Genomic DNA, 19,294 nt, shown 5'->3' with positions numbered 1-19,294 from the left:
CGACGGGGGAACCGCCGGATGAGGGACCGCACGCGGCGCTGGCTGGACTCGTGGCGCGGGATGCCACTCGGCACGCGCCTGGCGCTGGCCCTGGGCGGGGTGGCGCTCACCGTGTTCGCGGTGATCGCGGTCGTGACGAGCCTGAGCATCCAGGACTACCTGGAGCGCCGGCTCGACGAGCAGATGAAGCAGACGCAGCTCCAGCAGGCGGCGGACGTCAAGATCTACGGCGACCTGCGCCGGCACAGCGTGCTCGACTGGTACTCGGGCGTCTTCGTCGTCGACGACGGCGACGCGGTGCTGAAGCCGACGGGCGCCGACCTGCCGCGCGACGTCGACCGGCTGGCCGCCGTGGCCGAGCGGGTGCGCGGCACGGAGCTGTTCGAGACGGTGCACCTGCGCGGCGACGGCACCTACCGGGTGCGCGCGTGCCCGGTGAAGGACGACCTGGTGCTGGTCACCGCCGCCCCGCAGGAGGACCTCGACACGACGGTGCGGCAGCTGGTGATCGTGGAGGTGGCCGCGTTCCTCACCGCGCTGATCGCGCTGGTCGTGGCGGGCCGGACCGTGCTGCACCGGGGTCTGCGTCCGCTGGCGGACATGGCGAGCACCGCCCACGACATCACCTCGCACGACCTGACCGACTCCGGACGGCTGCCGGTGCGCGCCGAGGGCGACGGCGGCGGGGCCGAGGTGCGGGAGCTGCGGACGGCGTTCAACACGATGCTGGCGCACATCGACTCGTCCCTGACCGCGCGCACGGCGGCCGAGCAGCGGCTGCGCCGGTTCGTCGCCGACGCCTCGCACGAGCTGCGCACGCCCCTGACCTCGCTGCGCGGGTACGCCGACCTGTTCCGCTACGCCGCCGCGTCGCAACCGGCCGAGCGGGAGGCGCACCTGGAGCGGATGCGCTCCGAGGCGACCAGGATGAGCCACCTGCTCGACGACCTGCTGCTGCTCGCGCGCCTGGACTCCGCCGAGGTGGAGGAGCCGCTGCGGCAGCGGCGGACCGACCTGGTGGAGCTGGCCGACGAGGCGGCGGCCGGGTTCCGCGCCGCGCACCCCGGCCACCCGCTGACGCTCCGGTTCGACGACGAGGTGCCGCTGCGGGCCGACCCGCTGCGGCTGCGGCAGGTGCTGGACAACCTGCTGACCAACGCCGCCGTGCACACCCCGCCGGGGACACCGGTGACGCTGGCGGTGTCCCGGACGGACGGCGCGGCCGTGGTGCGGGTGACCGACGCCGGGCCGGGCGTCCCGGCGGAGGACCTGGAGCGGATCTTCGACCGGTTCTACCGGGCGGACGACTCCCGCGCCCGCGAGCGCGGCGGCAGCGGCCTGGGACTGTCGGTGGTGCGCTCGCTGGTGGACGCGCACGGCGGTTCGGTGGACGTGACGTCCGAACCGGGACACACGACGTTCACGGTGACCGTCCCGGCCGAGCCACGAGCACTCTGACCTGCTGGAACACCTGACCAGTGGAGCCGGCGAGGGGACTTGAACCCCTAACCTTCCGCTTACAAGGCGGGTGCTCTGCCAATTGAGCTACGCCGGCGCGACCGTTGGCCTCGAACATCGTAAGCGTCCGAACCGCGTGCCACCCGCCCCCATCGGCCCGCTCCGGTGGCACCCCCGCTGCTCCGAGCGGTCCCCCGGCTGTCCGCCGAGCGGTCCAGGAACGGCGGAAAACCCCAGTACAACGCCCTGACCAGCGCGGACGGCCGTTCGGCCGACCACACCGGCGCGGCGGCCCGCAGGAGGTGGCACACGCCACAGCACGATCTGTGCAACGGTCCGGCGTGGCGAACCGATGAGCGGCGCGGGAACCACGGAGGAGTTGACGCGGAGTGTGGCTCGATCGCCCCCGGCGGGCGCTGGCGCGGTGGGAGCGGCGGAACGGCGCCACCCCGGACGTGCGCGCGGACCGGGTCCACGGACCGCGGCAGCTGGACGCCGCCACGGTGCACCTCGTGCTGGACCTCGCGCTGCGCGTCGGCGAGGTCCAGCTCGCCAGCGGCGCCGGCGCGGCGGACGTCACGGCGACGATCGTCGCGGTCACCTCGTCCTACGGCCTTCCGCACACCGAGGCCGACGTGACCTACACCTCCATCACGGCGACCTGCCACCGCGGCACGGAGCTCGCTCCGGTGACCTCGCTGCGCGTCGTGCGCTCGCGGAGCCTGGACTTCACCCGGCTGTCCGACGTCGAGAAGCTGATCCGCCGCGTCACGGCGGGAGCGGTCACCTCGCAGGAGGCGTACGCCGAGCTGGACCGCATCACGACCGCGCCGCACCCGTACCCGCGCTGGGTCGCCACGCTCGCGTGGGCGGGCATGGCGGCGGCGGTGGCGTTCCTCGTCGGCGGCGGTCCCCTGCTGGCGCTCACCGCGGCCGGGATCACGGCGGTCATCGACCGGGTGGGACGCGTGCTCAACCGGCGGGCGCTGCCGTTCTTCTTCCAGCAGATCGCGGGCGGGGCGCTCGCCACGGGCGCGGCGCTGGTGCTGTACGCGACGGACCTGCTGCCCAGCGTGCGGCCGTCGCTGGTGGTCGCGGCCGGCATCGTCGTCCTGCTGTCGGGGTTGTCGCTGGTCAGCACCGTGCAGGACGCGATCACCGGCTACAACGTCACGGCCGCCGGTCGCACGGTGGAGATCGTGCTGCTGACCGCCGGCCTGATCGCGGGCGTCGCGCTGGCGCTGCGCACCGGCGTGCGGTTCGGCGTCGTCACCTCCATCGCCGAGCCGCTGCCGCCGCTGATCTCCGGCCTGCCGAAGCAGTTCGCCGCCGGCGCGGCGACCTCGGCGTTCTTCGCCCTGGCCAGCTACGCCAAGCCGCGCGCGCTGATCGTCGCCGCCGGGGCGGGGGCGATCGGCACGACCACCTACGGCGTGCTCACGCTCACCGGCGTCGACGCGATCACCGCCTCGGCGCTGGCGGCGACGCTGGTCGGCTTCGGCGGCGCGGTGACCTCGCGCCGGTTGCGCATCCCCACGCTGGTCGTGGGCGTGTCGGGCCTGACGCCGCTGCTGCCGGGCTGGACCACCTACCGCGGGCTCTACCAGCTCACGGCGGAGGGCGACACGGCCGGGCTGTCCACGCTCGTGCTCGCGGGCGGCATCGCGCTGGCGCTGGCGGGCGGCGTCGTGCTCGGCGAGCACTTCGCGCGCCCCGTCCGCACGGGCCTCAACCGCCTGGAGCGCCGCCTCACCGCCACCCGCGGGCCGGGCCGGGCCGGAACCGGTTCCGGTGGACGTGACCAGCGCCTCTGAGTGATCATCGGTCGGAGCGGGTACACCCTCGGACGGAGCAGCGCACTCGTCCAGAGCCCGCGCATCCGGGTCACGAGGTGTGACGGGCGCGACGACCACCGTGCGAGCGGCGCCGGCGCCACTAACCTCGTGACGAAGCGGACGTAGGAGGCACGACCTCGGTGAGCAGCAACATCGGTGAGCACGGTGCGGAGTTCCTCGTCGTGGCCAACCGCCTGCCGGTGGACCTGGAACGGGCGGAGGACGGCACCCAGCGCTGGAAGCACAGTCCCGGCGGTCTCGTCAGCGCCCTGGAGCCCTTCCTGCGCAGCCACAGCGGCGCGTGGATCGGCTGGCCGGGCATCGCCGACGCCGAGGTGGAGGAGTTCGAGGAGGACGGCCTGCGCCTGCACCCGGTGACGCTGAGCGCCACCGAGGTCGAGGAGTACTACGAGGGCTTCTCCAACGGCACCCTCTGGCCGCTCTACCACGACGTCGTCGCCCCGCCCGCCTTCCACCGCAAGTGGTGGAACGCCTACGTGCGGGTCAACCAGCGCTTCGCCGACGCGACCGCGAAGGTCGCCGCTCACGGCGCCACGGTGTGGGTGCAGGACTACCAGCTCCAACTCGTCCCGGCGATGCTGCGCGAGCAGCGTCCCGACCTGCGCATCGGCTTCTTCCTGCACATCCCGTTCCCCCCGGTCGAGCTGTTCATGCAGCTCCCGTGGCGCACGGAGATCATCCGCGGTCTGCTCGGCGCCGACCTGGTCGGCTTCCACCGGCCCGGCGGCGCGCAGAACTTCCTCTGGCTGGCCCGGCGCCTCGTGGGCCTGGAGCCCAGCCGCGGCGCCGTCGGCGTCCGCACCAGGCCCGGCGTGGTCCAGGTCGGCGACCGCACGGTGCGGGTCGGCGCGTTCCCCATCTCGATCGATTCGGCCGGGCTGGACGCGGTGGCGCGCAAGAAGGAGGTCCAGCAGCGGGCGAAGCAGATCCGCGAGGACCTCGGCAACCCGAAGAAGATCCTGCTGGGCGTGGACCGGCTCGACTACACCAAGGGCATCGACGTGCGGCTCAACGCGCTGCACGAGCTGCTGGAGGACGGCCGGGTGGACCCGGACGAGGTCGTGATGATCCAGCTCGCCACCCCCAGCCGGGAGCGCGTCGAGCACTACAAGCAGATGCGCGGCGACATCGAGCAGACCGTGGGCCGGATCAACGGCGAGTTCTCGCGCGTCGGCCGCCCGGTCGTGCACTACCTGCACCAGTCGGTCGACCGGCAGGAGCTGGCCGCGTTCATGAGCGCGGCCGACGTGATGGTGGTCACCCCGGTCCGCGACGGCATGAACCTCGTCTGCAAGGAGTACGTCGCCTGCCGCTACGACCTGGGCGGCGCGCTCGTGCTCAGCGAGTTCGCCGGGGCCGCGGCGGAGCTCACGAGCGCCTACCTGGTCAACCCCCACGACCTCGACGGCGTCAAGAACGCGTTGCACTCGGCCCTCACCGTCGATCCGGCCGAGGGCCGCCGTAGGATGCGCGCGCTGCGCCGCCAAGTCCTCACACACGACGTAGACCGTTGGGCGCGATCGTTCCTCGAGGCACTGGGCACGCAGACTTCCGCCTGAACCCGAATCGGTTCAGGACACCGACCTGTCCCACTGAGCACATGGAGGGGCGTTGACCGCCGAGGCCCTCCCCGCCGAGCTGCGCCGCGCGATCGTGCAGTTGGCTCGTACGCCACGACTTCTCGTGGCCTGCGACTACGACGGGACACTGGCACCGATCGTCGAGAACCCCGAGGAGGCCCGCCCGCTGCCCGAGTCGGTCGGCGCGCTGCGCTCCCTCGCCGGATTGCACGAAACCACCACGGCGGTGATCTCCGGGCGCGCGCTGCGCGATCTCGCCACACTGTCCAGACTGCCGTCCGAGGTGCACCTCGTCGGCTCGCACGGCTCGGAGTTCGACGTGGGCTTCGTGCACGCGCTGGACGCCGACGCGAAGACGCTGCTGCGCGAACTGGAGACCGAGCTGGAGCAGATGGTCCGGGGCCGCGACGGTGTCGCGCTGGAGGTCAAGCCGGCGAGCATCGCCGTGCACGTCCGCCGCGCGACTCCCGAGACCGGCACCGAGGTGCTGCAAGCGGTGCGCGGCGGACCGGCCACCCGCGAGGGCGTGCAGGTCACCGAGGGCAAGTCCGTGATCGAGCTCGCCGTCGTGCAGACCGACAAGGGCCACGCCCTCGACGTGCTGCGGCACCGGGTGAGCGCGACCGCGGCGGTGTTCGTCGGCGACGACGTGACCGACGAGAAGGCGTTCGCCCGGCTCTCCGGGCCGGACGTCGGCATCAAGGTCGGCTCCGGCGAGTCGCTGGCGCAGTACTTCATCGACGACACGACCGACGTGGCCACCGTGCTCGCCCTCCTGCTGGAGGAGCGGCGCAACTGGCTGCACGGCGACCAGGCCGTGCCGATCGAGCGGCTGTCGATGCTCGCCAACGAGCGCTCCGTCGCCCTGGTGACGCCCGACGCCAAGGTGAACTGGTTCTGCCACCCGGAGCCCGACTCGGCCGCGGTGTTCGCCGACCTGCTCGGCGGCCCGGAAGCGGGTCACTTCTCGATCAAGCCGGAGCACGGCAGCCTGCCCCTGGGCCAGCGCTACCTGCCCGGCACCATGATCGTGGAGACCCGCTGGTCGCGGCTGCTGGTCACGGACTACCTGGACCACGACACCCCGGCGCACCGCACGGACATCGTCCGCCGGATCAGCGGTTCCACCAACGCGGTGATCACCTTCGCGCCGCGCCCGGAGTTCGGCCAGGTCCCGGTGCGGCTGCTGCGCGAGCGCGAGGGCCTGCGCGTGCTCGGCACGTCCGACCCGATGGTCCTGCGCTCCCCCGGCGTCGACTGGGAGATCACCTCCGACGGTCTCCAGGAGACGGCGCGGGCGATCGTGCGTCCCCGCGAGAGCGCACCGATCGTGCTGGAGCTGCGCTGCGGCACCGACGACCTGTCGGACAACCCGATCGGCGAGCAGGAGCGCCAGGCCCGCGCGGGCGCGTACTGGTCGGACTGGGCGGCGACGCTGAAGCTGCCGCCCGTGGAGACCGAACTGGTGGCGCGGTCCGCGCTGACCCTGCGCGGCCTCGTGCACGCCGACACGGGCGCGATCATGGCCGCGGCCACGACGTCGCTGCCCGAGGAGCTGGGCGGCATCCGCAACTGGGACTACCGCTACTGCTGGCTGCGCGACGCCGCGCTGACCGCGCAGGCGCTGGTCTCCGTGGGCTCCACCGCGGAGGCGGAGGCGTACCTGGGGTGGGTGCACGGCGTGCTGGCCACGCTGCCCGGCCCGGAGCGACTGCACCCGCTCTACACGCTGCACGGGACGATGCTCGGCGCGGAAGCCGTGATCGACACGCTGCCCGGTTACGCGGGCTCCCGGCCGGTGCGCGTGGGCAACCTCGCGAACCAGCAGGTGCAGCTCGACGTGTTCGGCCCGGTCGTGGACCTGGTCGTGCAGCTCACCGAGGTGCGCGGCGACCTGGCCGACTCGGACTGGCAGATGGTCCAGGCCATGGCCGAGGCCGTGTCGCGGCGCTGGCACGAGCCGGACCACGGCATCTGGGAGGAGCGGCACGCGCCGCGCCACCACGTGTACTCCAAGGTCATGTGCTGGGTGACGATCGACCGGGCCGTCAAGCTCGGCCACCGGTTCGGCCGCGACATCGACCCGAGCTGGCCCGCGCTGCGCGACACCATCGCCACGGACGTGCTGAAGAACGGCTGGAACGACGAGGCGCAGTCGTTCACGACGGCCTACGACGGCACGGACCTCGACGCGGCGTCCCTGCACGTGGGGCTGTCCGGTCTGATCGACCCGACCGACGAGCGCTTCCAGGCGACCGTCACGGCGATCGAGGCCGAGCTGCGCAGCGGCTCCACCGTCTACCGGTACCGCCGCGACGACGGTCTGCCCGGCGACGAGGGCGGCTTCCACCTGTGCGCGGCCTGGATGATCGAGGCGTACCTGCTGACCGGCAGGCGTCCCGAGGCCGAGGACCTGTTCGCGCAGATGGTGGACGCGGCTGGCCCCACGGGCCTGCTGCCCGAGGAGTACGACCCGATCGCGGAGCGCTCCCTGGGCAACCACCCGCAGGCGTACAGCCACCTGGGCCTGATCCGCTGCGCCCAGCTCCTGTCCGTCTGATCCGCTGCTCGCGGGTGGTGGAGGACCTCCTCCACCACCCGCGAGGCGGCCGGAGAACCGCACGTCCGCCCGTGGTTGCGTCCGGGTGGGACCGATCACAGCTCTGAACCCCCGGCACAACCGGTGCGTGTTCGCGACGTCTTCGTGAACACACACCGCAGCAGGGGGACGCACGAGATGAAGAAGTCGACGGCAGTCGTCACCGCCGCTCTGGCCACCGTTGTCGCCGGGGCCGCGATGGCCTTCTTCCAGCCGGGTGAGAGCAGTGCTTCGCCGAGCAGCACCGGCGGCGAGGCGATCCAGTTCACCACGCTGCGCGGCGAGGACGCGCGGGCGGAGGACTCGGCGGGCAGCGTGGTGCTGTTCGACGAGGCGCGCTTCGCCGACACGGGATCGTCGCAGCGGATGTCCGGGACGGGGTGCCAGAACGTCGCCCGCGACAACACCGCGTCGTCGCTCCAGCCGGCCGGAGACGTCGAGGTGTGGTCGGACGTGAACTGCACCGGGATCTCCTACACGATCACCGGCGACGTCTCCGATCTCGGCGCGATCGACTTCTCCGACACCATCTCCTCGGTGAAGCTCGGTTAACGCAGCTTGAGCACTTCCAGCGCGGTCCAGATGTCCGGTGCGACGAGGGTGCGCACGTCCGGGGGCAGCTTGCCCGCGTCGGGCGGCACCAGCGCCTTCGTGAAGCCCAGCCTGGCGGCCTCCGCGAGCCTGCGGCCCACGCCGTTGACCCGGCGGATCTCCCCCGCCAGGCCCACCTCCCCCAGCACGACCAGGTCCGGCGGCAGCGCGATGTCGTTCGCCGCCGACGCGACGGCCAGCGCCACGGCCAGGTCCGCGGCCGGTTCGACGAGCTTCATGCCACCGACGGTGGCGGTGAAGATGTCCCGGTTGTAGAGCTTCACCCTCCCCCGCTTCTCCAGCACGGCCAGCGCCATCGCCACGCGCGCGGAGTCCAGCCCGCTGACGGCCCGGCGCGGCGCGGGCAGGTTCGTGTCCGCCACCAGCGCCTGCACCTCGCCCAGCATGGGCCGCTTGCCCTCCACGATCACCGTCACGGCAGTGCCGGGCACCGCCTGCTCCCGCTGGTTCAGGAACAGCCCGGACGGGTCGGGGACGCCCACGATGCCGTCGTCGCGCAGCTCGAAGCAGCCGACCTCGTCCGCGGCGCCGAAGCGGTTCTTCACGCCGCGCAGCAGGCGCAGCGTCGAGTGGCGGTCGCCCTCGAACTGGAGCACGACGTCCACCAGGTGCTCCAGCACGCGCGGACCGGCGACGGAGCCGTCCTTCGTCACGTGTCCCACGAGGACGATCGGCAGGCCGCGCTCCTTGGCGACGGCGATGAGGCCGGACGCCACCGCCCGCACCTGCGTGACGCCGCCCGGCGAGCTGTCGACGCCGGGCGCGGACATCGTCTGCACCGAGTCGATGATCAGCATTCCCGGCTTCACGGCGTCGACGTGGCCGAGCACGGCGCTCAGGTCGCTCTCCGAGGCCAGGAAGATCTGGTCGTGGATGTTGCCGGTCCGCTCGGCCCGCAGCCGCACCTGACCGGCCGACTCCTCGCCGGTGATGTAGAGGCAGGGGCCGTACTCGCCGCCCGACTGCGCCCACTTGTGCGCCACGTCCAGCAGCAGTGTCGACTTGCCGACTCCCGGCTCACCGGCCATGAGGATCACGGCGCCCGGCACGAGGCCGCCGCCGAGCACGCGGTCCAGCTCGTCGACGCCGGTGGGACGGGCGCGCGCCGTCTCGATGTTGACCTGCGAGATGGGCCGCGCCGGAACGGCGGGCGCCCCGGCCGGCACGTAGGAGAACGCCGCCCGCGCCACGCCGCGCTCCTCGATGGAGCCCCACGCCTGGCACTCCGGGCAGCGGCCGACCCACTTCGCCACCTCGTGCCCGCACTCGGCGCAGCGGTGGGAGGGACGCGGAGGTCGTGCTGTCTTCGCCACGGCACCACGGTAGGACAACCCACCGACAAGACACCGGTGGCCGCCGCCCTGGAGGGGCGACGGCCACCGGTGGGGTGCTGCGGGGTCCTAGTGGCCGGACTCCTCGTCGTGGCGCGGCTCGGCCGACGGGGCCAGCGGCACGGTGAGGGTCAGCGAACCGGCCTTCTCGAACACGAAGGTGACCTCGACGGTCTGACCGGAGCGGAGCTGCTCGGTGATGCCGCGCAGCGTGATCGTGACCTTCCCCACCTCGCGCGGCTCGGCCTCCGACGTGGGCCTGCCGGACGACCTGTCGGTGGGCGGGTTCGAGATCGACTGGTCCGGGATGCCCGCCACGGACGGGTTCTCCGACTCCTGCGAGCCCGAGGAGGGGGCGCCGGTGGACGACGGGGAGCCGCTGGAGGACGGGGCCGCCGACGAGGGGTTGCCCGACGAGGGGCTGCCCGACGTGGGGCTCACCGACGACGAGCCGGTGGCGGACGGGGCGGGGGAGGACGACCCCTTCGACCCCTCCACGGCGGCGGAGACGAGGGCGGTCCAGGGCTCCAGCGACGTGTCGCCGTCGGTGGCCACCTCGCCCGCCGCGCTCGTCCTGATGGAGACGAGCTGGTCCTCGTCGGCGCCGTTGTTGACGATCGTCACGACCAGCGGGGCGTCGTCGCCCGACTCGTAGCCGTGCTCGCCGTCCGGGAACTGGAGCTGGGCGTCGCGGACGGCGATCTCGCCGACGTCGCCGCTGGCGCCGTTCACCGCGGCCACCTGGGTGTCGGTCTGGGTCACCTGCCCGGCGCTGCAACCGGCTGCTGCGATGCCGAGCCCGGCCGCCAGGGCGAGAGTGACGGCCGAGCGGCGAGGCGCTCGAAAGATCTGCTGTGCGCGGCTCACGGCTGCAGGGTCCTTCCTGGTGTACCGGGCTTGAGGAAGATCGCCCCCGCGCTGACGCGGGGTGCGACCACCGGTGCTGGAGCCTAACCGGGAAGGGGAAAACGCACGAAACGTGGTGGTGCGATCGGGGGTCACCACCGCGGGCGAGACGGGCGCGCGGCACCGCGAGTGGATCGGGACGGCGCGGTCGCCGAGCATAGGTGTTGCACGCGAACAGGTGGTTTGTCAACCCCCCGCATGGCCCTGACCAGCGCTTACGGATCTCCTGAGGCCGGTGAGGGGATTGCCCGCCGTGTTAGGATGGGGTTAGCGAAAGGGGCAGAGGACACATGGTTTTCAAGGTCGGAGAGACCGTCGTCTACCCGCACCACGGTGCCGCTCTCATCGAAGCGATCGAGACCCGTGTGATCAAGGGCGAGGAGAAGAAGTACCTCGTCCTCAAGGTCGCTCAGGGTGACCTCACGGTTCGGGTTCCCGCTGACAACGCCGAGATCGTGGGCGTGCGCGACGTCGTCGGCCAAGAGGGACTCGACCGCGTCTTCGAGGTCTTGCGCGCTCCCCACACGGAGGAGCCCACCAACTGGTCCCGGCGCTACAAGGCCAACCTCGAGAAGCTCGCCTCCGGCGATGTGAACAAGGTGGCCGAAGTGGTGCGCGACCTCTGGCGGCGCGAGAAGGACCGCGGGCTGTCCGCGGGCGAGAAGCGGATGCTGGCTAAGGCGCGGCAGATACTGGTCAGCGAACTGGCACTGGCCGAGGGCACCGACGAGGACAAGGCCGAGGTCCTCCTCGACGAAGTCCTCGCCACCGCGTCCTGACCGACGACGACTCCACGCGGACCGCGGACGTGAGTGTCGTCGCGCTCGTGCCGGCGGCCGGCCGGGGTGAGCGCCTGGGGTACACGACGCCCAAGGCGCTGGTACCGGTCAACGGGGCTCCACTGCTGGCACACGCTGTTCGCGGCCTGTTCGACTCGGGCCGCGTGCGGCACGTCGTCGTGGCCGCTCCGCCTTCCGACGTGGACTCGGTGCGCACCGTCACCGCCTCGCTGGCTCCGGCCGGCGGGGCGGTGCACGTCGTGCCCGGAGGAGCCGAGCGCTCCGACTCCGTGCGCCTGGCGCTGGAGCACGCGCTGCGGGTCGTCCGGGACGTCTCGGTCGTGCTCGTGCACGACGCGGCCCGCTCGTTCACCCCTCCCGAGGTGGTGCGCGCGGTGGTCGAGGCCGTCGAGGCCGGTCACCGGGCCGTCGTCCCGGTGCTGCCCGTCGTGGACACCGTCAAGCAGGTGAACTCCGAGGGAGTGGTGATCGCCACTCCCGACCGGTCGTTCCTGCGCGTCGTGCAGACGCCCCAGGGGTTCGACCCCGACGTGCTGCGCCGCGCCCACTCCACCGCGCGGGACGCCACGGACGACGCCGGGCTCGTCGAGCGGCTGGGCGTGCCCGTGTCGACCGTTCCGGGTCACCAGAACGCCATGAAGATCACCACCAGGTTCGACCTCGCCGTCGCGGAAGCGCTGTTCGCAGGAGGTGGCCGGTGACGGCCGCGGGAATCCCCAGGGTCGGTTCGGGCACCGACGTCCACCCGGTCGAACCGGGTCGCGCCTGCTGGATGGCCGGCCTGCTGTGGGAGGACGCCGACGGCTGCGCCGGGCACTCCGACGGGGACGTCGCCTCGCACGCGCTGTGCGACGCGCTGCTGTCCGCGGCCGGGCTGGGCGACCTGGGCGCGGTGTTCGGCACCGGCGACCCGAGGTGGGACGGCGCGCACGGCGTGGACATGCTGCGCGAGGTGCGCCGCCGCGTCGAGGAGGCCGGTTTCACCGTCGGCAACGCGTCGGTGCAGGTCATCGGCAACGCGCCGCGCATCGGCAAGCGCCGTGACGAGGCGCAGCGGGTGCTGTCCGAGGCCCTGGGCGCACCGGTGTCGGTGTCCGGGACGACCACGGACGGGCTCGGCCTGACCGGTCGCGGCGAGGGGATCGCCGCCGTGGCGACCGCTCTGGTCGTGCCGGGATGACGGAGATCGCTTCTCCGGTCACCGCCGCGCGTCGCCCCCCGGAGTTCCCGCTGTGACGATCCGAGCGGTGATCTTCGACTTCTCCGGGACGCTGTTCCGCCTCGAACACCCCGACCTGCCGCCCGAGTCGGCGATCATGCGCGCCCTGACCGCGCCGGTGGGCGTGGCCGAGGGCCTGTCGCCGGAGATGCGCGACGCCTGGGAGCGGCGCGACCTCGACCCGGCCCTGCACCGCGCGGCGAACGTGTCGGCCCTGCTCACCGCGGGCCTGACGCCCGAGGCGGCGGAGCGGACCTACGACCAGCTGTGCAGCCCCGAGTGCTGGGAGCCCTACCCCGACACGGCGGAGGCGCTGGCGGCGCTGACGGCGCGGGACGTGCCGGTGGGCCTGCTCAGCAACACGGCGTGGAACGTCCGCACGGTCTTCGACCGCCACGGCCTCCGGCAGCACCTGGACGCGTCGGTCCTGTCGTTCGAGGAGGGTCTCCTCAAACCCGATCCGGTGATCTTCGAACTGGCCTGCGCGCGGCTGGGCGTCGACCCGGCGGAGACGTTGATGGTCGGCGACAGCGCCGAGGCGGACGGTGGGGCGGCCGCGATCGGCTGCGCTGTCGCGCTCGTGGACCCGGTGGCGGTGGGGACGCGTCCGGACGCGCTGCTGACGGTGCTCCGGGAGCACGAACTGCTCGACCGGTAGCAGCCGGGCGAACACGGAGGGCGTCGCGCCCGTACCATCTTCGCGTGAGCCTCCACCTCTACGACACCGCGACCCGGAGCATGCGGGAGTTCCACCCGCTGCGCGACGGAACGGCGTCCATCTACGTGTGTGGGGCCACCGTGCAGGGTGTTCCGCACATCGGCCACGTGCGCAGCGGCCTGAACTTCGACGTGCTGCGGCGCTGGCTGGCCCGCGGCGGCGACGACGTGCTGCTCGTGCGCAACGTCACCGACATCGACGACAAGATCCTCGCCAAGGCCGCCGAGAACGGCCGGCCGTGGTGGGAGTGGGGCGCCACGCACGAGCGCGAGTTCGAGTCAGCCTACGACCTGCTCGGCTGCCTCCCGGCGTCCGCAGCGCCGCGCGCCACCGGGCACGTGACGCAGATGGTCGAGCTGATGCAGCGGCTGATCGACTCCGGGCACGCCTACGCGGCCGGGGGCGACGTCTACTTCTCGGTCACGTCCTTCCCCGAGTACGGGGCGCTGTCCGGGCAGAAGCTGGACGAGGTGCACCAGGGCGAGACGGCGTTGCAGGGCAAGCGCGACAGCCGCGACTTCACCCTGTGGAAGGCCGCGAAGCCCGGTGAGCCGTCCTGGCCGACCCCGTGGGGGCCCGGCCGTCCCGGCTGGCACCTGGAGTGCTCGGCGATGGCTACGGCGTACCTCGGCCGGGAGTTCGACATCCACGGCGGCGGGATCGACCTCGTCTTCCCGCACCACGAGAACGAGCAGGCGCAGTCGCGCGCGGCCGGTGACGGCTTCGCGCGCTACTGGATGCACAACGCCTGGGTGACGATGAGCGGCGAGAAGATGTCGAAGTCGCTCGGCAACACCGTCTCGATCCCGCAGATGCTGACGAGGGTGCGCGCTCCCGAGCTGCGCTACTACCTCGTGGGGCCGCACTACCGGTCGACCATCGAGTACTCCGAGGCCGCGCTGGAGGAGGCCGTCTCGGCGTACCGGCGCATCGAGTCGTTCCTGCGCCGGGTCGCGCAGCGCACCGGTGCGGTGCCGCTCGACCCGGAGCTGTGCCCCGAGTTCGTCGCCGCGATGGACGACGACATGGGCACGCCGGGCGCGCTGGCCGCGCTGCACAACACTGTGCGCGAGGGCAACGCGGCGCTGGACCGCGGCGACGAGGCGGCGGCGCGGGACGCGGCGGGACGCGTCCGCGGCATGGCCGACGTGCTCGGCCTGGACCCGCTGTCCCCGAGGTGGAACGAGTCGTCCACCTCCGACACCGGCACCCGTCAAGCGCTCGTCGCGCTCGTCGAGCACGTGCTCGCCGAGCGCCTGGAGGCGCGCAAGAGCCGGGACTTCGCGAAGGCGGACGCGTTGCGCGACCGCCTGACCGAGGCCGGGATCGCCGTCGAGGACAGCCCCGACGGCTCACAGTGGACATTGAGGGAAGACTGAGCGTGGCGGGCAATTCCAAGCGCAAGGGCGCTATGCGCAAGACCGGCTCCAAGAAGGGCGCGGTCGTCGGTTCCGGCGGCCAGAAGTCCAAGGGCCTGGAGGGCAGGGGGCCGACCCCGAAGGCCTCCGAGCGCCCCAACCACCCGGCGTACCGCCGCGCGAACGCCGTCGCGAAGACCGACCAGGCGCGCCAGCAGCGGCGGAAGCAGGCGGAGAACGCGCCGGAGACCGTCGCCGGGCGCAACCCCGTCGTGGAGTGCCTGCGCGCGGGCACCCCCGCCACGGCGCTGTACGTGGCGCTGGGCATCGACGCCGACGACCGCGTGGCCGAGTCCGTGCGGCTGGCCGCCGACCGGGGCATCTCGGTGCTGGAGGTGCAGCGCACGGAGCTGGACCGGATCACCGGCGGCGCGATGCACCAGGGCCTCGGACTCCAGGTGCCGCCCTACGAGTACAGCCACCCGAGCGAGCTGCTGGACGTCGCGCGCGAGGCCGGGACGCCGCCGCTGCTGGTGGCGCTGGACGGGGTCACCGACCCGCGCAACCTCGGCGCGGTGATCCGCTCGGCCGCCGCGTTCGGCGCGCAGGGCGTGCTGCTGCCGCAGCGGCGCAGCGCGTCGATGACGGCCGTGGCGTGGCGCAGCAGCGCCGGCACCGCGGCGCGGATTCCGATCGCCATCGCGACGAACCTGACCCGGACGCTCAAGGAGTGGGCCGAGCAGGGCCTGATGATCGTCGGCCTGGACGCGGACGGCGACGTGGACATCGACGGCCTCGAACTGGCCACCGGGCCGCTCGTGGTGGTCGTGGGCTCCGAGGGCCGCGGCCTGTCCCGGCTCGTGCGCGAGACGTGCGACCAGACGGTGTCGATCCCCATGTCGGCGGGCGTGGAGTCGCTCAACGCCTCCGTGGCGGCCGGTGTGGTGCTGGCCGAGGTCGCGCGCCGTCGCCGGCTGGACGTCCGCACCTGACACGTCCCGCCACGACCGTGACCGGCGTGACGTGCACGAGCACGCGCGATCCCTCACGGTCGTGGCGGGCGGGACGCTAAGGTCCCGTGTCGGATCCCCCCGACGACGACAGGCCCCACGTCCATGTCCTTCGCCACGCCGCTGTTCCTGTGGTTCTTCATGCCCGTCGTGCTGGTCGCGCTGCTGGCGGCCCCGCGCGGCTGGCGCAACGGCGTGGTCGCCGTGGCGAGCCTGGCGTTCTACGCGAGCGGCGCCGGGGCCACCACGCTCCTGCTGCTCGCGTGCATGGTCGTCAACTACCTCGTCGGGCCGCGCCTGGAGCCCTCGGCGACCGGCGGCTCGACCGCGCTGCGCCGCAAGCTGCTGATCGGCGCGGTCACGTTCGACCTCGCGGTGCTCGTGGTGTGGAAGTACGCGGGGTTCGCCACGCAGCAGCTCGCGAACATCGCGTCGGTGCTCGGCGCGGACCTGGCCGTGGTGCACCTGGCGCTGCCGATCGGCATCTCGTTCTACACGTTCCACCACATCTCCTACGTGGTGGACGTCTACCGCGGCGAACGCGTGGCGCTGCGCGACCCGGTGTCGTTCATCGCCTACATCGCGATGTTCCCGCAGCTCGTGGCCGGTCCGATCGTGCGCTTCCGGGAGATCGCCGACCAGCTCCCGCAGCAGCGCACGCACCGCCTGGACGACGTCGCGGCGGGCTTCCCGCGCTTCGCGCTGGGCCTGTGCAAGAAGGTCGTCGTCGCGGACTCGATCGCGCCGCTGGTCGACGCGTGCTTCGCGACCCCGTCGGACGAGATGACGTTCGGCATCGCGTGGCTCGGGGCGATCGGCTACACCCTCCAGCTGTACTTCGACTTCTCCGGCTACTCGGACATGGCGATCGGCCTGGGACGGATGCTGGGCTTCCGGCTGCCGGAGAACTTCGCCAGGCCGTACTCGTCGGTGACGATCACCGACTTCTGGCGCCGCTGGCACATGTCGCTGTCGCGCTGGTTCCGCGACTACGTCTACATCCCGCTGGGCGGCAACCGGCGCGGCGTGGCGAGGACGTACCGGAACCTCGGGATCGTGTTCGTGCTGACGGGCTTCTGGCACGGCGCGAACTGGACGTTCCTGGTGTGGGGCCTGTTCCACGGCGCCCTGCTGGTGGTCGAACGCGCCAGGGGCTGGGACACCGTCCCGTCGTCGCGCGCCGCCGTCGTCGGCCGCCGGGTCCTGACGATGCTGCTGGTGGTGGTCGGCTGGGTCTTCTTCCGCTCACCGGACCTGGGCACGGCGTTCACGGTGATCGGCCACATGCTGGTGATCGACCTGGACGGCCTGACCGAGACGGTGTCCGCGGCGGCCACGAACCAGCGCGTCGTGCTCCTGCTGGCCGCGCTGGGCGTGCTGTTCCTCCCGACGACCCCGGTGACGGGCCCGTTCCTGGAGTCGTCCCGAGCGACCACGGCGACCGTGCTGCGCGTGTCGGTGATGACGGTGGGCCTGCTCTACGCCGCGATCCTGGTGGCCAGCGGCACCTTCAGCCCGTTCCTGTACTACCAGTTCTGACCGGCGCCGGTTCTGGCCCGCGCGTCTGCCGGCGCGGCCGGACCCGCTCACCGATCGGCCGCCGGGCGAACCCGGCCGGGGCACGACGCGCACGCGACTCCGCGAAGCCGGTGAAATCGCTGGTACCGGGCGCCGGGGCCGGGGGACGATCACCGGATGACCGTTCCGCTGCCGCCCTGGCCCAGCACACCGCCCGCCCGCGGTCCGGTCGTGCTGCGGGAGTTCACCGACGAGGACGTGCACCTCGCCGTCGAGTCGGGGGCCGACCCCTACGTCCCCCTCATCGGCACGCTGCCCGCGTTCCCCACGGACGAGGAGGCCCTGGCGTGGGTCCACCGGCAGCGGGGGCGGCTCGCCGAGGGTGCCGGGTTCTCCTTCGCCGTGGCCGACGCCGCGTCCGGCCGGGCCGTCGGCGCGATCGGGCTCTGGTTGCGGGACCTCCCGGCGGGCCGGGCGACGGCGGGGTACTCGGTCTCCCCCGCGCACCGGGGGCGCGGGTTCGCCAGCAACGCCCTGCGGGCGCTGACCGCGTTCGCCTGGACGATCCCTGACCTGCACCGGATCGAGCTCTACGTCGAGCCGTGGAACACCGGCTCGATCCGCGTCGCGGAGGCCGCCGGTTACCAGCGGGAGGGACTGCTGCGCAGCCACCAGGAGATCGGCGGCACCCGGCGCGACATGCTGCTCCACGCGACGATCCGGCCCTGACGCGGGCGAGCGGTCAGGAGTCGGTTCGCGACAGCTCGAAGCACGTCGTGAACCGCTGCGGCGAACCGTGCACGACGTGGCCGAACGCCGTGTTCTTGGTCAGCAGGTCGATCGCCGGGTGGGAACCGGCGCGGCACAGGACGCGCTTGCGCACGTCGTCCTGGCGGAGGATCTCCGCCGTGCCGGTCCGCGCGTTCATCATCGTCAGGTCGTGGTCACCCGCTTCGAGCACGTACCCGATGTCGCGGGTCCCGTCCGCGCGGATGATCACCTCCGACGGCAGCCACGCGGCGGTCGTCGTCAAGCTCAGGGCCAGCACGACGAGCGCGGCCCCGGCGACGCGGATGAGCGGGGCGCCGTGGTCGGTGCTGTCCTCACCCCGCCGCCGGGCCACGACCACGGTGGTGAACCAGAGCAGTTCGAGGAGCACGGCGCTGAAGTGCAGCGGGGGCACGGCGAAGAACGCCACCAGTGCGAACGCCGCGGCCACGGCCGCCAGCGCGCGGTTGCCCGCACCACCGACCAGGAGCCGGTTGAGCACGAAGGCCGCGACCACGAGCAGCAGCAGCGGGAGCACCGGCAGCACGACGATCGTGGTGATGGAGGCGAGGTCGAGGGTGCGGGCGACCACCCGCACGTTGTCCGGGTCCCAGCGCGCGAAGGACAGCAGCTTCACGAGGCCCACGAGGACCGGGGCGAGGACGAGGACGTACCCGAGGAGGGCGTCGCGGTCCCACGAGCGGAGCCACCCGCCGACGATCTCGCCCACGGGCACCGGCCCCGCCGTCCGCTCACCGCTCTCCCCCGTCACCCCCACACCTCATCACGACCACCGGTGCGGCGACCAGACCGCGAACGGCCGTCAGGCCACGCGCAGCGCCGCCAGCACGGCCTCGGCGGTGGCCCTGCTGGACTGCGGGTTCTGCCCGCTGATCAGGGTGCCGTCCACCACGACGGTGCTGGTCCACGGCTCACCGGACTCGATCACGGCGCCCAGCTCGCGCAGCCGCGACTCCACCAGGTACGGCGACCGCTCACCCAGGCCGCCCTGCTGCTCCTCGACGTCGGTGAACGCGGTGACGCGCCGACCGGCGAAGGCGAACGTCCCGTCGGCGTCGACGGTGCTCAGCAGCGCCGCCGGACCGTGGCACAGGACGGCCACGACCGAGCCGCGCGCGTCGGCGGCGCGCAGCAGGCGGCCGGTGTCGGCGTCGCGCGCGAGGTCCGCCATCGGGCCGTGCCCGCCCGGCACGTACACGGCGTCGTAGTCGTCGATCGTCACGTCGGCCAGCGACAGGGGCGCGGCCAGCTCGGTGGCGATCGAGTCGAGGTAGCGGCGGAACCGCTCCGCGTCGGCCTCGCTCACGCCGCCGCGCTCGTCGAGGCTGATCGGGTCGACCGTCGGCTGCGCGCCGCCGGGGGTGGCGACGTCCACCTCGGCACCGGCCGCGCGCAGCAGCTCGTGCGACGCCGCCAGCTCCTCGGCCCAGAACCCCGTGGGGTGGGCGGTGCCGTCGGCCAGCTCCAGCGAGTCGGCGGCGGACACGATCATCAGCACCTTCGTCATCACAGCTCCTGTCGTCGTTCGTGCGTGGTGCTC

The 19,294-nt window shown here is 72.7% G+C and carries 17 protein-coding genes and 1 tRNA gene; 13 read left to right on the top strand and 5 right to left on the bottom strand.

Annotated elements, in window-relative coordinates:
* The first annotated feature begins 18 nt into the window (after window positions 1-18).
* Window positions 19-1,458, top strand: coding sequence for a sensor histidine kinase (locus IMZ35_RS11840; RefSeq protein WP_199441087.1), 1,440 nt, complete (start codon window positions 19-21; stop codon window positions 1,456-1,458).
* 21 nt (window positions 1,459-1,479) lie between these two features.
* Here the strand turns inward: IMZ35_RS11840 and IMZ35_RS11835 are convergent.
* A tRNA-Thr gene (locus IMZ35_RS11835) sits at window positions 1,480-1,555 on the bottom strand.
* Between the two features lie 292 nt (window positions 1,556-1,847).
* Between IMZ35_RS11835 and IMZ35_RS11830 the strand changes: the two genes are divergently transcribed.
* The 4 genes from IMZ35_RS11830 to IMZ35_RS11815 all read left to right on the top strand — a co-directional run bounded on the left by IMZ35_RS11830 (window position 1,848) and on the right by IMZ35_RS11815 (window position 8,045).
* The gene (locus IMZ35_RS11830) at window positions 1,848-3,272 is read left to right on the top strand and encodes a threonine/serine exporter family protein (RefSeq protein ID WP_438816864.1); all 1,425 of its coding nucleotides are present in this window, start codon (window positions 1,848-1,850) and stop codon (window positions 3,270-3,272) included.
* A 161-nt stretch (window positions 3,273-3,433) separates the two neighbouring features.
* Window positions 3,434-4,873 carry an alpha,alpha-trehalose-phosphate synthase (UDP-forming) gene (locus IMZ35_RS11825; protein WP_199441086.1) on the top strand — a complete coding sequence of 480 codons (1,440 nt, stop codon included), beginning with the start codon at window positions 3,434-3,436 and terminating at the stop codon, window positions 4,871-4,873.
* Window positions 4,874-4,925: 52 nt separating this feature from the next.
* Complete coding sequence (gene otsB, locus IMZ35_RS11820; protein WP_199441085.1) at window positions 4,926-7,454, top strand: trehalose-phosphatase; 2,529 nt, start codon at window positions 4,926-4,928, stop codon at window positions 7,452-7,454.
* 177 nt (window positions 7,455-7,631) lie between these two features.
* On the top strand, window positions 7,632-8,045 hold the full coding sequence (locus IMZ35_RS11815; RefSeq protein ID WP_199441084.1) for a hypothetical protein: 414 nt from the start codon (window positions 7,632-7,634) through the stop codon (window positions 8,043-8,045).
* Here IMZ35_RS11815 and radA read toward each other — a convergent pair.
* Together radA and IMZ35_RS11805 are read right to left on the bottom strand one after the other, a co-directional pair.
* Window positions 8,042-9,418 carry a DNA repair protein RadA gene (gene radA, locus IMZ35_RS11810; protein ID WP_199441083.1) on the bottom strand — a complete coding sequence of 459 codons (1,377 nt, stop codon included), beginning with the start codon at window positions 9,416-9,418 and terminating at the stop codon, window positions 8,042-8,044. The genes IMZ35_RS11815 and radA overlap by 4 nt on opposite strands.
* Window positions 9,419-9,505: 87 nt before the next feature.
* The gene (locus tag IMZ35_RS11805) at window positions 9,506-10,303 is read right to left on the bottom strand and encodes a copper chaperone PCu(A)C (RefSeq protein ID WP_199441082.1); all 798 of its coding nucleotides are present in this window, start codon (window positions 10,301-10,303) and stop codon (window positions 9,506-9,508) included.
* A gap of 329 nt (window positions 10,304-10,632) precedes the next feature.
* On the opposite strand from IMZ35_RS11805, the gene IMZ35_RS11800 reads away from it, so the two are divergent.
* The 8 genes from IMZ35_RS11800 to IMZ35_RS11765 all read left to right on the top strand — a co-directional run bounded on the left by IMZ35_RS11800 (window position 10,633) and on the right by IMZ35_RS11765 (window position 17,694).
* Window positions 10,633-11,121 carry a CarD family transcriptional regulator gene (locus IMZ35_RS11800; RefSeq protein WP_065915127.1) on the top strand — a complete coding sequence of 163 codons (489 nt, stop codon included), beginning with the start codon at window positions 10,633-10,635 and terminating at the stop codon, window positions 11,119-11,121.
* Window positions 11,122-11,150: 29 nt separating this feature from the next.
* Window positions 11,151-11,843: a 2-C-methyl-D-erythritol 4-phosphate cytidylyltransferase gene (ispD, locus tag IMZ35_RS11795; protein ID WP_199441081.1), complete on the top strand. Its 693-nt coding sequence runs from the start codon at window positions 11,151-11,153 to the stop codon at window positions 11,841-11,843.
* A gap of 71 nt (window positions 11,844-11,914) precedes the next feature.
* Complete coding sequence (gene ispF, locus IMZ35_RS11790; RefSeq protein ID WP_229371772.1) at window positions 11,915-12,322, top strand: 2-C-methyl-D-erythritol 2,4-cyclodiphosphate synthase; 408 nt, start codon at window positions 11,915-11,917, stop codon at window positions 12,320-12,322.
* A gap of 52 nt (window positions 12,323-12,374) precedes the next feature.
* Window positions 12,375-13,019 carry an HAD family hydrolase gene (locus tag IMZ35_RS11785; RefSeq protein ID WP_199441080.1) on the top strand — a complete coding sequence of 215 codons (645 nt, stop codon included), beginning with the start codon at window positions 12,375-12,377 and terminating at the stop codon, window positions 13,017-13,019.
* A gap of 44 nt (window positions 13,020-13,063) precedes the next feature.
* A complete protein-coding gene (gene cysS / locus IMZ35_RS11780; protein ID WP_199441079.1) occupies window positions 13,064-14,458 on the top strand; it encodes a cysteine--tRNA ligase in 1,395 nt (464 codons plus the stop codon).
* A gap of 2 nt (window positions 14,459-14,460) precedes the next feature.
* Complete coding sequence (gene rlmB / locus IMZ35_RS11775) at window positions 14,461-15,429, top strand: 23S rRNA (guanosine(2251)-2'-O)-methyltransferase RlmB (RefSeq protein WP_199441078.1); 969 nt, start codon at window positions 14,461-14,463, stop codon at window positions 15,427-15,429.
* 123 nt (window positions 15,430-15,552) lie between these two features.
* A complete protein-coding gene (locus IMZ35_RS11770) occupies window positions 15,553-16,986 on the top strand; it encodes an MBOAT family O-acyltransferase (protein ID WP_199441077.1) in 1,434 nt (477 codons plus the stop codon).
* A gap of 156 nt (window positions 16,987-17,142) precedes the next feature.
* Window positions 17,143-17,694: a GNAT family N-acetyltransferase gene (locus IMZ35_RS11765; protein WP_199441076.1), complete on the top strand. Its 552-nt coding sequence runs from the start codon at window positions 17,143-17,145 to the stop codon at window positions 17,692-17,694.
* 13 nt (window positions 17,695-17,707) lie between these two features.
* Here the strand turns inward: IMZ35_RS11765 and IMZ35_RS11760 are convergent, their stop codons facing one another.
* Window positions 17,708-18,505: a hypothetical protein gene (locus IMZ35_RS11760; protein ID WP_199441075.1), complete on the bottom strand. Its 798-nt coding sequence runs from the start codon at window positions 18,503-18,505 to the stop codon at window positions 17,708-17,710.
* Between the two features lie 51 nt (window positions 18,506-18,556).
* Window positions 18,557-19,261, bottom strand: coding sequence for a type 1 glutamine amidotransferase domain-containing protein (locus IMZ35_RS11755; protein ID WP_199441074.1), 705 nt, complete (start codon window positions 19,259-19,261; stop codon window positions 18,557-18,559).
* Between the last annotated feature and the right edge of the window lie 33 nt (window positions 19,262-19,294).

This window comes from Umezawaea beigongshangensis (assembly GCF_016464305.1).
In the GTDB taxonomy this organism is placed as follows: Bacteria; Actinomycetota; Actinomycetes; order Mycobacteriales; family Pseudonocardiaceae; genus Umezawaea_A; species Umezawaea_A beigongshangensis.
This window is presented reverse-complemented; position numbering and strand designations above follow the sequence as displayed.

Coding starts and splice junctions, on each gene's coding strand:
- IMZ35_RS11840 (WP_199441087.1), top strand. CDS start 19: ATGAGGGACCGCACGCGGCGCTGGCTGGACTCGTGGCGCGGGATGCCA.
- IMZ35_RS11815 (WP_199441084.1), top strand. CDS start 7,632: ATGAAGAAGTCGACGGCAGTCGTCACCGCCGCTCTGGCCACCGTTGTC.
- IMZ35_RS11800 (WP_065915127.1), top strand. CDS start 10,633: ATGGTTTTCAAGGTCGGAGAGACCGTCGTCTACCCGCACCACGGTGCC.
- ispF (WP_229371772.1), top strand. CDS start 11,915: ATGGCCGGCCTGCTGTGGGAGGACGCCGACGGCTGCGCCGGGCACTCC.
- IMZ35_RS11770 (WP_199441077.1), top strand. CDS start 15,553: ATGTCCTTCGCCACGCCGCTGTTCCTGTGGTTCTTCATGCCCGTCGTG.
- IMZ35_RS11765 (WP_199441076.1), top strand. CDS start 17,143: ATGACCGTTCCGCTGCCGCCCTGGCCCAGCACACCGCCCGCCCGCGGT.
- IMZ35_RS11755 (WP_199441074.1), bottom strand. CDS start 19,261: ATGACGAAGGTGCTGATGATCGTGTCCGCCGCCGACTCGCTGGAGCTG.